Origin of the sequence: Brevirhabdus pacifica (assembly GCF_002797755.1) — a bacterium.
Classification (GTDB): domain Bacteria; phylum Pseudomonadota; class Alphaproteobacteria; order Rhodobacterales; family Rhodobacteraceae; genus Brevirhabdus; species Brevirhabdus pacifica.
Map to the genome: position 1 here is coordinate 901,004 of NZ_PGFI01000011.1, position 13,047 is coordinate 914,050.

11 protein-coding genes are annotated in these 13,047 nt (G+C 69.2%); 9 read left to right on the forward strand and 2 right to left on the reverse strand.

Going from position 1 to position 13,047, the window contains the following annotated elements:
• Positions 1 to 5: 5 nt before the first annotated feature.
• Positions 6 to 860, reverse strand: a complete 855-nt coding sequence (locus CLV77_RS04465; protein WP_197685759.1) for a phosphate/phosphite/phosphonate ABC transporter substrate-binding protein — start codon at positions 858 to 860, stop codon at positions 6 to 8.
• Positions 861 to 1,077: 217 nt separating this feature from the next.
• On the opposite strand from CLV77_RS04465, the gene CLV77_RS04470 reads away from it, so the two are divergent.
• The 6 genes from CLV77_RS04470 to CLV77_RS04495 all read left to right on the forward strand — a co-directional run bounded on the left by CLV77_RS04470 (position 1,078) and on the right by CLV77_RS04495 (position 8,432).
• A complete protein-coding gene (locus tag CLV77_RS04470; RefSeq protein ID WP_076979079.1) occupies positions 1,078 to 1,791 on the forward strand; it encodes an SOS response-associated peptidase in 714 nt (237 codons plus the stop codon).
• A complete protein-coding gene (locus CLV77_RS04475; protein WP_076979078.1) occupies positions 1,781 to 2,368 on the forward strand; it encodes an ImuA family protein in 588 nt (195 codons plus the stop codon). Before CLV77_RS04470 ends, CLV77_RS04475 begins: the two co-directional genes overlap by 11 nt.
• Positions 2,295 to 3,791 (forward strand): Y-family DNA polymerase, encoded by a 1,497-nt coding sequence (locus tag CLV77_RS04480; protein ID WP_076979077.1) that lies wholly within the window; start codon positions 2,295 to 2,297, stop codon positions 3,789 to 3,791. Before CLV77_RS04475 ends, CLV77_RS04480 begins: the two co-directional genes overlap by 74 nt.
• On the forward strand, positions 3,788 to 7,162 hold the full coding sequence (locus CLV77_RS04485) for an error-prone DNA polymerase (RefSeq protein ID WP_076979076.1): 3,375 nt from the start codon (positions 3,788 to 3,790) through the stop codon (positions 7,160 to 7,162). The genes CLV77_RS04480 and CLV77_RS04485 overlap by 4 nt, the downstream gene beginning before the upstream one ends.
• A 101-nt stretch (positions 7,163 to 7,263) precedes the next feature.
• A complete protein-coding gene (locus tag CLV77_RS04490; RefSeq protein WP_076979075.1) occupies positions 7,264 to 7,842 on the forward strand; it encodes a YeeE/YedE thiosulfate transporter family protein in 579 nt (192 codons plus the stop codon).
• Positions 7,839 to 8,432: a DUF6691 family protein gene (locus CLV77_RS04495; protein ID WP_076979074.1), complete on the forward strand. Its 594-nt coding sequence runs from the start codon at positions 7,839 to 7,841 to the stop codon at positions 8,430 to 8,432. Before CLV77_RS04490 ends, CLV77_RS04495 begins: the two co-directional genes overlap by 4 nt.
• 119 nt (positions 8,433 to 8,551) lie before the next feature.
• Here CLV77_RS04495 and CLV77_RS04500 read toward each other — a convergent pair whose 3' ends face one another.
• On the reverse strand, positions 8,552 to 8,881 hold the full coding sequence (locus CLV77_RS04500) for a Dabb family protein (protein ID WP_076979073.1): 330 nt from the start codon (positions 8,879 to 8,881) through the stop codon (positions 8,552 to 8,554).
• A 199-nt stretch (positions 8,882 to 9,080) separates the two neighbouring features.
• On the opposite strand from CLV77_RS04500, the gene CLV77_RS04505 reads away from it, so the two are divergent.
• The 3 genes from CLV77_RS04505 to CLV77_RS04515 all read left to right on the forward strand — a co-directional run bounded on the left by CLV77_RS04505 (position 9,081) and on the right by CLV77_RS04515 (position 13,046).
• A complete protein-coding gene (locus CLV77_RS04505; RefSeq protein ID WP_076979072.1) occupies positions 9,081 to 9,716 on the forward strand; it encodes a paraquat-inducible protein A in 636 nt (211 codons plus the stop codon).
• A gap of 89 nt (positions 9,717 to 9,805) precedes the next feature.
• Positions 9,806 to 10,411 (forward strand): paraquat-inducible protein A, encoded by a 606-nt coding sequence (locus CLV77_RS04510; protein WP_076980974.1) that lies wholly within the window; start codon positions 9,806 to 9,808, stop codon positions 10,409 to 10,411.
• Positions 10,404 to 13,046, forward strand: coding sequence for an MlaD family protein (locus CLV77_RS04515; RefSeq protein ID WP_076979071.1), 2,643 nt, complete (start codon positions 10,404 to 10,406; stop codon positions 13,044 to 13,046). Before CLV77_RS04510 ends, CLV77_RS04515 begins: the two co-directional genes overlap by 8 nt.
• The last annotated feature ends 1 nt before the right edge of the window (position 13,047 follow it).

Genomic DNA, 13,047 nt, shown 5'->3' on the forward strand with positions numbered 1-13,047 from the left:
CCCTGTTATTTCTCATCAATCGCAACATAGTAGTCTTCAAGTTTGAAGTCCCGAAGCATCTGGTACTCGGATATGTCGGTCTTGACCGCGTTGCGGATGGGCACCTGCGCCAGAAGCTCGGCCCCCTCGGGGGTGGCGGCCAGGTCAAGGAAGGCGTCCTGGATGCGGGTCGCGACCTCGCTCGGCACCCGGGGGTGGACGACGATGGGGTGGGGTGGCACGGGGGCCGTCTTGTAGATGACGCGCAGATGCTCGCGGATGGCGGGGTCGAGGCGGTTGAACGTCCCCATCACGCCCCCGGCCGCATCGGCGTCGCCCAGCACCACATTGAGATAGGCCGAGGTGTGGGTGTTGACGTAATCGGCGGTGAAGTCCAGCCCGTGCTGGCGGTCCAGCTCTGCCCGCATCAACAGCGAGGCCCCCAGCGCGTTGGGCGCGGGAAAGGCGATCCGGGCGCCCTGGAGGTCCGAGACCTTCTGATAATCCGAATCCTTGCGCACGATCAGCACGCCGAAAAGCTGCCGGTCCCCGTCGCGGATGATCGGCTGATAGCCCTGGCTGTCGAGCGCCACGAGCGCGTGGTAGGGGTTCATGTAGGAGATGTCGAACTCGCCCCGGGCGAAAGCCCTCTCGAACTCGGGGATCTTGGGAGAGCCCTGGAAACGCAGGTCTATGCCCACGCGCTTCTCAAGCTCGTCGAGGATGGGCGTCCAGATCTCGGACAGGCGCCGGGCCTCGAACTGGGGAACGACGCCGAAGGCATAGCTGGTGTCGGCCATGACCGGCCCCGCCACCGAGGCTAGCCAGAGCAGGGCGGCGCCCGCCAGCTTCCGCGGCTGGGGCAGTTTGCGGGTTTTCACATACTGGTACAGGGGACTGCTCCATTACTTGTCAATGAACCCCTAGACTAGCGTTCCGATAGGAGGATTTGACGGCGCATAAGGTGCGGCCGATATCTCTTTCGTATAGGTCGCCCTCCGTGACGTTGGGGCAGCTTTCCCGGCCGGTGGCGGGGCCGGGCCGGCATGCCTTCATTCGTGGTTGATGTCCGCCCCGCGAAGCCCGAGAATTGTGCCCATGTGCAACCTTTATTCCCAGACCAAGAGCCAGGACGCCATGCGACATGTCTTCGACGGCATGCTCGAGGCGGGGGAGGAGCTTGTCGATGAGACGGGCAACCTGCCGGCCATGTCGGGAATCTGGCCCGACTATCCCGCGCCGATCATCCGGCACGGGGACGGGGGCGCGCATGGGGGCCAGAGCGGGGGCCAGAGCGGGAGGTGGCGGCTGACGATGGCGCGCTGGGGCATGCCCACGCCCGAGAATTTCCTGCAAGGACGAAAGACCGACAAGGGCGTGACCAACATCCGCAACCTCGCCTCGCCCCATTGGCGGCGCTGGCTGGGCCCGGAACACCGCTGCCTGGTCCCCTTCACCAGCTTTTCCGAGATCGACAGCCGCCCCGGCGCGCCGCGCAACTCCCCCGTTTGGTTCGCGCTGGGCGAGGATCGGCCGCTGGGCTTCTTCGCCGGGCTGCGCACCCGCTGGACCTCGGTGCGCAAGCTGAAGGAGGGCGAGGTGACGGCCGAGCTTTTCGCCTTTCTGACCTGCCCGCCCAATGCCGAGGTGGGGCCGGTCCATCCCAAGGCGATGCCTGTCATTCTGACCCGGCCCGAGGAATGGCGCCAATGGCTGACCGCGCCCACCGCCGAGGCGCTGAAACTGCAACGCCCGCTGCCCGACGGGCGGCTGCGAATCGTGGCCGAGGGGGTGCGCGAAGATGCTGCGTGATCCGGCGCGATCCCATCCGCCCGCCCTTGCCGGGGGCCGCGTGCACGAGGCCGAGGGCCCCGCGCGGCGCGGCTTTGCCCTGGTCCAGGCGGCGCGGCACCGGGGCCAGGTGATCTGGGTGCTGCCCGCCCATGTGGCGCAGCTGCCGATGCTGCGTGGCCTGCCCGAGGGCTTGGGCGAACGGCTGCACCTGCTGCGCCCCGCCGGCGAGGCGGACCTGCTCTGGGCGGTCGAGGAATGCCTGCGCTCCCCCGGTGTGGGGCTGGTCATCGCCGAGCCGGAAAAACCCCTGTCCCTGCTGGCGGGCCGGCGGTTGCAACTGGCGGCGGAGGCGGGGGCGACCACCGGGCTGATGCTTGTCCGCGAAGGTCAGGGCAGCAACGCCGCCGAGACGCGATGGCACTGCGCGCCGCTGCCATCCGAGGAGGGGGACTCGACTCCCCAGCATTGGGAACTTAAAAAGAACAAAAAGGGAACAACGGGATTCTGGACTGTGCATCGGAATGGCGCGACGGCTGCTTTCAATCTGGTTTCCGCGTCTCGCGAGCGAGACGGCGCTGCGGAGACGCCCCGTTGAGGGGCCTTTCGCCCTGGTCCACCGATCAGGGAACGCCGACCACCTGCATTGTCTGAACCCCGCCGCCGAAGGGCAGGGGCTGCACCGGGGCATGGCGCTGGCCGATGCCCGCGCCATCTGCCCCGCGCTGATTACCCGCCCTGCCGATCTGGTGCGCGAGGCCGCCGCCCTGGGCGGTCTGCGGCGATGGCTGGAGCGATATTCCCCGATGGTGGCGCGCGACGGCGCCGACGGGCTGGTCGCCGACATCACCGGCGTGCCCCATCTTTTCGGCGGCGAGGCCGAGCTTCGGGCCGACCTGCACGCCCGGCTTGAGCGGGTGGGCCTGTCGGTCGGAACGGCGATCGCCGAGACCCGGGGCGCGGCCCAGGCGCTGGCCCGCCATGGCGGCGGCATCGTGCCCGAAGGGGCGGTGGCGCGGGGCATCGGGCATCTGCCGGTCTCGGCCCTGCGGATCGGCGAGGACAGCGCCCAGGGCCTGTCCCGCATGGGGCTGAAGCGCATCGCCGACCTGACCGGCCTGCCGCGCGCGCCGCTGGCCCGGCGCTTCGGTCCGGCCTTGGTGCTGCGCCTCGACCAGGCGCTGGGCCTCCAGCCCGAGCCGATCTCGCCCGAGGCGGATCTGCCGTATTTCGGGGTGCGCATGACCCTGCCCGAACCCATCGGGCTGGAAGAGGATGTCATGGCCGGCCTTTCCCGCCTGCTGGGGCGGTTGTGCGCGACCCTGGCGCGCCACAGGCGGGGGGCGCGGCGGCTGCGGCTGGAACTGCACCGGGTCGACGGAGAGACCGCCCGCGTCGAGATCGGCCTGGCCCGCCCGATGCGCGATCCCGACCGCATCGCCGCGCTTTTCACCCGCGGTGTGGCCGAGGTCGAGGCCGCCTTCGGCATCGAGATGATGCGCCTGGTGGCCCATGTCACCGAGGCCATGGACCCCGAGCAGCTGGGCGGTCACGCCGCCTTGCGTGAGCAGGACGCGCTGGCGGATCTCTTTTCCACCCTGGGCAACCGGCTGGGATTCGAGCGGGTGCTGCGGCTGGTGCCCCGCGACAGCAAGATCCCCGAGCGCAGCTTCCAGCTTCTGCCCGCCGTCTACAGCCGCCCCCAGGCGCCGCCGCCCCAGCGCGGCCCCGAGCGGCCGATCACCATCTTCCCCCCCGAGCCGGTGGCGGCCCGGGGCGGCAGGCCCGGCCATCCCCCTTCGGCCTTTCGCTGGCGCAACATGTCCTTCCGCACCCTGCGCGCCACCGGACCCGAGCGCATCGCCCCCGAATGGTGGCAGGACGACCCGGCCTGGCGCACGGGGCTGCGCGACTACTGGCGGGTCGAAACCCGCGAGGGGCCGCGCCTGTGGCTCTTTCACACGCCCCAGGCCCCGGCCTGGCCCGCCGGGCACTGGTTCGCGCAGGGAGAGTTCCTATGACCGGCTATGCCGAGCTGTGCGTCACCAGCAATTTCACCTTTCTCACCGGGGCCTCCCATCCGGAGGAGCTGGTCACCCGCGCGGCCGAGCTGGGGCTGGCCGCCATCGCCCTGACCGACCGCAATTCCGTAGCCGGGGTGGTGCGGGCCTTTTCGGCGCTGAAAGAGCTGGAGCGCCTGCGCGAGGAGGCGCTGAAGGCCCAGGGCCCCGCCGCCGGGGGGCTGGCCGTCCGCTCGCGGCAGGTGACCGACCATTCCAGCCGCCAGACCCGGCACATCGGCGAGGAGGGGCCGCAGATCGCGCCCGATCTGCCCCTGCCCAAGCTGATCGCGGGGGCGCGGCTGGTGCTGGACGACAGCCCGGTCGAATGGCTGGCCCTGCCGACCGACCTGGCCGCCTGGTCGCGGCTGACGCGGATGCTGTCCGAGGGCAAGCGGCGCACCACCAAGGGCAAGTGCCTGCTGACCCGCGCCGACCTTCTGGAATGGGGGCAGGGGCTGGTGCTGATCGCCCGGCCGCCCGACCCGCTGGAGGTGGCCCCGCGGGGCGGCATCCCGCGCGATCTGCGCCAGGTGCTGCGCGCCTTTCCGGGACAGTGTTTCCTGGGGGCGGCCCCGGCCTATGACGGGCGCGACCCGCTGCGGCTGGACCGCATGGCACAGCTTGCCCAGGCCACGGGCCTGCCCATGGTCGCGGTGGGCGAGGTGATGATGCACCGCGCCGCGCGCCGGCCCCTGGCCGACGTGCTGACCTGCCTGCGCGAAGGCTGCACCATCGACGCGATCGGAGAGCGTCGCCTGACCAATGGCGAGCATCGGCTGAAATCCTCCGCCGACATGGCCCGCATGTTTCACCGCCACCCCGCCGCGCTTCGGCGCACGCTGGAGATCGCCGGCCGCTGCGCCTTCCGGCTGGACGATCTGCGCTATCACTACCCCGACGAGGAGCGGGACGGCGAGCCGGCCCAGGCCCGGCTGGAACGGCTGTCGCGCGAGGGGCTGCACTGGCGCTATCCCGAGGGGCCGCCGGCCCGCATCATCAGCCGCGTGGAAAAGGAGCTGCGCCTGATCGGCGAGATGGGCTATGCGCCCTATTTCCTGACCGTGCACGACATCGTGGCCTTCGCCCGCTCGCGCGGGATCCTGTGCCAGGGGCGCGGCTCGGCCGCCAACTCGGTGGTGTGCTACCTGCTCGGGGTGACGGAAGTCCCGCCCGAAAGCATCACCCTGATATTCGAGCGTTTCATCTCGAAGGAGCGCGACGAGCCGCCCGACATCGACGTCGATTTCGAGCATGAGCGCCGCGAGGAGGTGATCCAGTGGATCTACGGGCGCTATGGCCGCCACCGCGCCGGGCTGACCGCCACGGTGATCCATTTCCGCTCCCGCGCGGCGATCCGCGAGGTGGGCAAGGTGATGGGGCTCAGCCAGGACGTGATCGCGCGGCTTTCGGGACAGATCTGGGGCTGGTCCTCAAGCGCGCCGGGGGAGGATAGGATGCGCGACGCGGGGCTGGATCCCGGCGACGGCCGGGTGGTGCTGGCGGCGCGGCTGATCGCCGAGATCATCGGCTTTCCCCGCCATCTCAGCCAGCACGTGGGCGGTTTCGTCATCACCCACGGGCGGCTGGACGAGCTGTGCCCGATCGAGAACGCCGCGATGGAGGACCGCACCATCATCGAGTGGGACAAGGACGACATCAACGCGCTTGGGCTGCTGAAGGTGGACGTGCTGGCGCTGGGCATGCTGACCTGCATCCGCAAGGCCTTCGGCATGATCGCCGAGCATCGGGGCCGGCAGTTCGACCTGGCCAATGTCCCGCCCGAGGATCCCGAGGTCTACGAGATGCTGTGCCGCGCCGATGCCATCGGCGTCTTCCAGGTCGAAAGCCGGGCGCAGCTGAACTTTCTGCCGCGGATGCAGCCGCGCAGGTTCTACGATCTGGTCTGCGAGGTCGCGATCGTCCGCCCCGGTCCGATCCAGGGCGGCATGGTGCACCCGTTCATCAGCCGCCGGCAGGGCAAGGAAAAGGTCGAGGACCTGGGCCCGGCCATGATGGAGGTGCTGGGCCGCACCTACGGCGTGCCCCTTTTCCAGGAGCAGGCGATGCAGATCGCCGTCGTCGCCGCCGGCTTCTCCCCGGCCGAGGCCGACCGTCTGCGCCGCTCGCTCTCGACCTTCAAGCGCATGGGCACCATCGGCGCCTTCCGCGACCGCTTCATCTCGGGGATGCTGGCCCGCGGCTACGAGGCCGATTTCGCCGAACGCTGCTTTGCCCAGATCGAGGGGTTCGGCAGCTACGGCTTTCCCGAAAGCCACGCCGCCAGCTTCGCGCGGCTGGTCTACATCTCGGCCTGGCTGAAGCGGCATCATCCGGCGGTCTTCACCTGCGCGCTTCTCAACAGCCAGCCGATGGGATTCTACGCCCCGGCCCAGCTGGTGCGGGACGCCCGCGAGCACGGGGTCGAGGTTCGGCCGATCTCGGTCAACCACTCGACCTGGGACTGCCGGCTCGAGCCGCGGTCGGACGGGGCGCTGGCCCTGCGCCTGGGCTTCCGGCAGATCAAGGGAATGCGGGCCGAGGATGCCGAGTGGATCGTCGCCGCCCGTGGCAACGGCTATCCCGATGTCGAAAGCCTGTGGCGACGCGCGGGGGTCGCGCCCCGGGCGCTGGAACGGCTGGCCGAGGGGGACGCCTTCGCGCCGCTGGGCCTGAACCGCCGCGACGCGCTGTGGGCGGCGCGGGCGCTGCGCGGTCCCGCGCCGCTGCCGCTGTTCGGCGCCGATGGCGAGGGCGGGGACGAGCCCGGCGTCGCGCTGCCGGCCATGACCCTGGGCCAGGAGGTGATCGAGGATTACCTTTCCCTGCGTCTTTCCCTGCGGGCGCATCCGCTGGAGTTGCTGCGCCCCCGCCTGTCGCAAAGCCTGCCGGAAAGCCTGCCCGCCGACCGGCTGGCGGGGGCCGCCGGGCGCGTCACCCTGACCGGGCTGGTCATCACCCGTCAGCGCCCGGGCACCGCCTCGGGGGTGATCTTCCTGACGCTGGAGGACGAGACGGGCGTTGCCAACGTGGTGGTCTGGAACAAGGTCTACGAGGCGTTTCGCAAGGCGGTGATCGCGGGGCGGCTTTTGCGGGTGACGGGGCCGGTCCAGCGCGACGGCCAGGTCATCCACCTGATCGCCGAGCGGGTCGAGGATGTCTCGGGGATGCTGTCGACCCTGGGGCAGGGGGCCGAGTTCGAGGCCAACGACGGCCGCGCGGACGAGACCCGCCGCCCGGCGGGCGGCAGCATCCGCTCGACGGAGCGCCCGACCGCGCGCCACCCGCGCGAACAGGCCCGAAAGCTTTTTCCCAGCCGGGATTTTCACTGACGGGAAAAGGGGATGCGCGGGACCGGCGCGATTTGATCCTGATCAAGGTGGGCCCTGGCGGCGGGTGTATATTACAGCTCATGCATATAGGAGCTCAACACATGCCTTTATCCTGGCCCTTATCCTGGAAAACCGGAGGATTCCTGCTTGGCGCGGTCTTCTTCCTGGCGGTGGCGCTGGTCAAGCCGATCGGTGTTTCCACCCAGTTCGTGATCTTCGACGGGATCCTGTGGAGCGCGGCCGACAGCGCCGTCGTCGCCGTCGACGAGGCCGCCAAGAGCGGCTACACCTCACCCAACGCCTACCTGGCCAAGAGCGGCGGCAAATACGCCAAGGCGATCGCCAACCCGCTCAACTACGGCTTTGTCTTCGTCCTGGCCATCATGCTGGGGGCGGGGATCTCGGGGTGGCTGCGGGGCAGCTTCAAGGACGCCCACAGGTTCATGCCCGAGGTCTGGCTGGAGAATCACGGCCCCACGCCGGTGCGGCGTTTCGCGGTGGCCTTCCTGGGCGGCTTTCTCGTCCTCTACGGCGCCCGGCTGGCCGGTGGCTGCACCTCCGGCCACATGATGAGCGGCATCATGCAGACCGCCGTTTCCGGCTACATCTTCGCCGCCGGCGCGTTCGTTGCCGCCATTCCCACAGCCATGTTCCTTTACCCCCGGGAGGCCCAGTCATGACCATCCTTCTCGCAATCATCGTCGGCGCCGCCTTCGGCGTGGCACTCGACCGGGTCGGCGCGACGTCGCCCAATCTGATCATCGGCATGCTGACCCTGCGGTCGTTGCACCTGATGAAGGCCATTCTCCTGGCCATCGGCACCGCCTCGGTGCTGATGTTCGCAGCCCAGCTGATCGGGCTGGTCGAGGTGGCGCACATGTCCATCAAGGCGGCCTATGCCGGCGTCTTCCTGGGCGGGATGCTGCTGGGTCTCGGCTGGGCGATCTCGGGGTTCTGCCCCGGCACCGGCCTTGCCTCGGCTGCTACCGGGCGCTGGGACGCGGCCGTCTTCGTGATCGGCGGCCTCGTGGGCGCCGCGGCCTACATGCTCAGCTATCCCTGGTTCGAGGGCACGGCGATCATGGCCGACATCGCGGGCGGAAAATCCACCCTGGGCGCTGTTCCCGGCCTGGATGCGCCGGCCCTGATCCCCGGGCTGCGCGGCGACCTGGTGGGCATCGCGCTGGGCGGGCTGTTCATCGCGGCGGCCTTTGCCTTGCCTGAAAGGCTGTCGGGCAGCGGACGCCGCCAGGCCCTGCCGGCCAGCTGATCCCGCCAACCCCGGCCCCCTTGCCTGGCGGGGGGGCACATGAAATCAGGCGATCGCGCACCCCAGACGGGGGCGCGGTCGCCTTTTGCATCGGGTGGGGGCCGATGTCCCGGAAGGGATCAACCCTCGTCGGGGTCGGCGCCGGCGTCAGTGTCGAACGCCTCAGCCACGCGGTAATCCACCGCCAGACGCATCTCGCGCAGGGGCTTCACCCGCCGGATCGACTCGGCATAGATCTCATGGGCCTTGTAGGCAGCCAGCGCCGCCTCGTCCTCGAACTCGCCATAGACGACGATGTCGACCTCCTTGCTGGTGGGGTCGGACTTGCGATTGAGCGCCACCTCAAGGTGGCTTGCATGGGGAATGCGGGTCAGGATCTGCAGACCCTTGCGGGCGGTCTCGATATCGCCGTCACGCGGCACGGTGAAGAAGACGATGTGACGGATCATGCGGCATTTCCTGTCCTGGGGGGCGCCGGTCATGCCGGGCGCGCGCCTTGCGGTTTATGTCGGGACGCGGGGGCTTTCAACAGGGGGCGGTCGCGCAAGGCGCCGGCGAAGCGGTGCAATTCGGCCCCGTGCCCGGACGAAGCGCGGCGCGGCCTCGGCGCCTCATTGCCGCCCGGCGGAATTGCGATAGCTTGAGCGCATGTCCGACACCCCGCCGATTCCCTGCACCGACCTGATCGTCTGTCCCAAGTGCGACGCCGCCTACAGCCTGCAGGTGCCGCCCGCGGGCCAGCGGGCCGTCTGCGACCGCTGCGGCCAGGTGCTGATCGATACCCGCCACAAGGCCGGCCTGCAGATCATCGCGGTCTCGGTCACGGTGGTAATCCTGATCATCGCCGCCGCGATCTTTCCCTTCCTGTCGATCCAGGCGGGGGGCGCGCGCAATTCGGTCTCGATCCTGGATTCGGCATTGGCCTTCAGCGACGGCCCGTTGATCGCGCTGGCGCTGCTGACGGCGGCGCTGATCCTTTTCGTGCCGCTGGCACGGATGATGCTGGCGATCTACGTGCTGACGCCGATCGTGCTGGACCGACCGCCCGCCCGGGGGGCGGCGCTGGCCTTCCGCTGGTCCGAGGCGCTTCGCCCCTGGTCGATGGCAGAGATCTTCGTGATCGGCTGCGCCGTGGCCTTGGTCAAGATCACCGACCTGGCCCAGGTCGAGCTTGGCCCCGCCTTCTGGATGTTCGCCGCGCTGGTCATCCTTGTGGTGGCGCAGGACCGGATCATGTGCCGCTGGTCGGTGTGGAATTCCCTCGACGAGGAGCCCGCGACATGAGCGGGGAGATCAACGGCCCCGTGCCCGTCGGTCTGACGGGGGACGCCGATGCCGCGGGCACCGACGCGCGTTTCGTCACCGCCCGCGAGATGGGCGTCGCGGGCTGCACCCGCTGCGGCCGGGTCTGGCCCCTGGAGACGGATGTCTGCGCCCGCTGCGGCAACACCATCGTCTCGCGCGATCGCAAAAGCCTGCAACGGGTCTGGGCGCTGTGGCTGGTAGGGCTGATGTGCTATGTCCCGGCCAATATCTATCCGATGCTGCGCACCCGCACCCTGGCCCAGGTCCAGGAGGACACGATCGTCGGCGGCGCGGTCGAACTGGCCCAGCACGGCGCGCCGGGCATCGCCATCATCATCCTGTTGGCCAGCGTGGTGATCCCGCTTGCCAAGTTCTTCGTCATCGCCTTTCTCGCCGTCTCGGTCGAGCGGCGTTCGGCGGTTTCCTATCACCAGCGACAGCTGCTCTACGAGGTCGTGGAATACATCGGGCGCTGGTCGATGATCGATATCTTTGTTGTTGCGATCCTGTCTTCTCTGGTGCAATTGAATGCTTTAGCGGCGATTAACCCGGGACCGGCCAGCCTGTTCTTCGCCCTGTCGGTGATCTTCACCATGCTTTCCGCACAGGCATTCGACAGCCGCATGATCTGGGATGCGCAATCCGGTCGGGAAGAGACGGAAAAAGATGAATGACGCCCCCCCGCCCGTGACGCTGACCCGCCGCCGGAAAAGCTTTTTCCAGCGGGCCTCCTTCGTCTGGCTGATCCCCCTGCTGGCGCTGGCCATCGCGCTGGGCGTCGCCTGGCAAAGCTACACCAGCCGCGGCCCGCTGATCGAGGTGACCTTCGCCAATGGCGCCGGCATTACCAAGCGCCAGACCGAGCTGCGCTACCGCGACGTGGCCGTCGGCGTGGTCGAGGACGTGCGTTTTTCCGAGGATCTGTCGCGCGTTGTCGCGGTGATCCGCCTCAGCAAATCCGTCGCCCCCTTCGTCGATGCCGATTCCAGTTTCTGGGTGGTGCGCCCCGAAGTCAGCGCGCGCGGTGTGACCGGCCTCGATACCGTGTTGTCGGGGGTTTATATCGAGGGGGCCTGGGACAGCGAGATCGGGCGTTTCCGCGCCCGGTTCGAGGGGCAGGAGGACGCGCCGCTCATCCGTTACGGCAAGGAGGGGCTGGTCATCAAGCTGCGCACCACCGCCGGCGGCAGCATGACCGACGACAGCCCCATCCTCTATCGCGGGATCGAGGTCGGGCGCGTCGGCAAGGCCACCATCGCCGAGGGCGGCAGCAACGCCACCGCCGATGCCATCATCTACACGCCCCACGAACAGCTTATCTCGCCCACGACGCGGTTCTGGGACACCTCGGGCTTCACCTTCTCGGTCGGCCCCTCGGGCGCCGAGATCGACTTTTCCTCCTTTGCCACGCTCGTCGGCGGCGGCCTGACCTTCGACACTTTCGTGTCGGGCGGTGGCGGCGTGAAGCCGGGCGCCGTCTTCGAGGTGTTCGAGGATGCCGCTGCGGCCCGCAACAGCCTGTTCAACGCCTCCGAGGTCGAGGCGCTGGAGATGCGCGTCATCTTTGACGAGAACATCTCGGGCCTGGCCGTCGACGCGCCGGTCGAAATCAGCGGCCTGCGCATCGGCAAGGTCCAGAGCGTCTCGGGCATGATCGACGCCGACGCCTTTGGCGACGAGCGGGTGCGCCTGAGCGCCGTGCTGGCGATCCAGCCCGCACGGCTGGGCTTGCAGGAATCCGTCACGCCCACCGGCGCGCTGCGCTTTCTGTCGGACCGGGTCGCCCAGGGCCTGCGGGCGCGACTGGCCTCGGCCAGCCTGCTGACCGGCGGCCTCAAGATCGAGCTGGTCGAGGTCGAGGATGCCGCGCCCTTCGAGCTGACGGTGACCGAGGGCGTGATGCCCGTCCTTCCCACGACCCAGAGCGAGATCACCGACGCCTCGGCCACGGTCGAGGGGGTGCTGACCCGCGTCAACAACCTGCCCATCGAAGAGCTGCTGAAAAGCGCGATCGACTTCCTGGAAAGCGCCAAGGCGCTGGCCGCCGACGACAATGTCCGCAGTGTCCCCAAGGATCTGCGTGAGCTGCTGGCCGAGATCGCCGCCATCGTCTCCTCGGAAGAGGTCAAGAACATTCCCGTGGCGCTGAACTCCTCGCTGTCCAGCTTCGAGACGCTGATGACCCAGTTCGAGGAGCAGGAGCTTGCCAACAAGCTGGTCGAGGCGCTGGGCGCCGCAGCCGCAGCCGGGCAGGGGATCACCGCCTCGATCGAAGGGGTGCCGAGCCTGGTCGAACGCCTGAACTCGGTCGCGACCATGGCCGACGAGCTGCCGCTGCCGGCCCTTGTCGAGCGGCTGTCGTCGCTGGCCGACTCGGCCGATACGCTGGTCGGGTCCGAGGCGGCGCAGGCGCTGCCGGACGAGGCCAACGCCGCCCTGACACAGCTGACCGCCACCCTGACCGAACTGCGCGAGGCCGACAGCATCGCCAACATCAACGCGGCGCTGACCTCGGCGCGCAAGGCGGCCGACGCGGTCACCACCTCGACCGAGGGGCTGCCCGAGCTGATCGCGCGCGTCGACAGTGTCGCCGCCATGGCCGAAACCCTGCCGCTGCCCGAACTGGTGGAGCGGCTGTCGGCGCTGGCCAGCTCGGCCGATCTGCTGATCGGCACCGAGGAGGCGCGCGCCCTGCCGGCCGATGCAAGCGCGGCCCTGTCCGAGGTGACGGCCACCCTGTCCGAGCTGCGTGCGGGTGGCAGCGTCCAGAACATCAACGCGGCGCTGGAATCGGCCCGCAAGGCCGCCGACGCCGTCTCGGAATCGACCCGCGACCTGCCTGCCCTGATCGAGCGGATCGAAAGCGTCGCCGCCATGGCCCAGGACCTGCCGCTGCCCGAGCTGGTGGAACGGCTGTCGACCCTGACCGAGTCGGCCAACGCGCTGATCGGTTCGCAGGACGCCCAGGAAATCCCGGCAGAGCTGAAGCAGGCGCTGGACCAGATCACCGCGACCCTGTCCGAACTGCGCGAGGGCGGGGCGGTCAAGAACGTCAACGCGACGCTGGACTCGGCCCGGCGCGCGGCGGATGCTGTCGCCATCTCGGCGCGCGACCTGCCGTCGCTGGTGGTCCGTATCCGCGATGTTCTGAACCAGGCCGGCACCACGATCGCCGGCTACAACAAGGGCGAGGCGCTCAGCCGCGACGCCCGCGACACGCTGCGCGACATCTCGGCCGCGGCCGATGCGCTGACATCACTGGCGCGCATGCTGGAACGCAATCCCAGCGCGCTAATCAGGGGACGATGAC

Coding starts and splice junctions, on each gene's coding strand:
- CLV77_RS04470 (WP_076979079.1), top strand. CDS start 1,078: ATGTGCAACCTTTATTCCCAGACCAAGAGCCAGGACGCCATGCGACAT.
- CLV77_RS04475 (WP_076979078.1), top strand. CDS start 1,781: ATGCTGCGTGATCCGGCGCGATCCCATCCGCCCGCCCTTGCCGGGGGC.
- CLV77_RS04480 (WP_076979077.1), top strand. CDS start 2,295: ATGGCGCGACGGCTGCTTTCAATCTGGTTTCCGCGTCTCGCGAGCGAG.
- CLV77_RS04485 (WP_076979076.1), top strand. CDS start 3,788: ATGACCGGCTATGCCGAGCTGTGCGTCACCAGCAATTTCACCTTTCTC.
- CLV77_RS04490 (WP_076979075.1), top strand. CDS start 7,264: ATGCCTTTATCCTGGCCCTTATCCTGGAAAACCGGAGGATTCCTGCTT.
- CLV77_RS04495 (WP_076979074.1), top strand. CDS start 7,839: ATGACCATCCTTCTCGCAATCATCGTCGGCGCCGCCTTCGGCGTGGCA.
- CLV77_RS04500 (WP_076979073.1), bottom strand. CDS start 8,881: ATGATCCGTCACATCGTCTTCTTCACCGTGCCGCGTGACGGCGATATC.
- CLV77_RS04505 (WP_076979072.1), top strand. CDS start 9,081: ATGTCCGACACCCCGCCGATTCCCTGCACCGACCTGATCGTCTGTCCC.
- CLV77_RS04510 (WP_076980974.1), top strand. CDS start 9,806: ATGGGCGTCGCGGGCTGCACCCGCTGCGGCCGGGTCTGGCCCCTGGAG.
- CLV77_RS04515 (WP_076979071.1), top strand. CDS start 10,404: ATGAATGACGCCCCCCCGCCCGTGACGCTGACCCGCCGCCGGAAAAGC.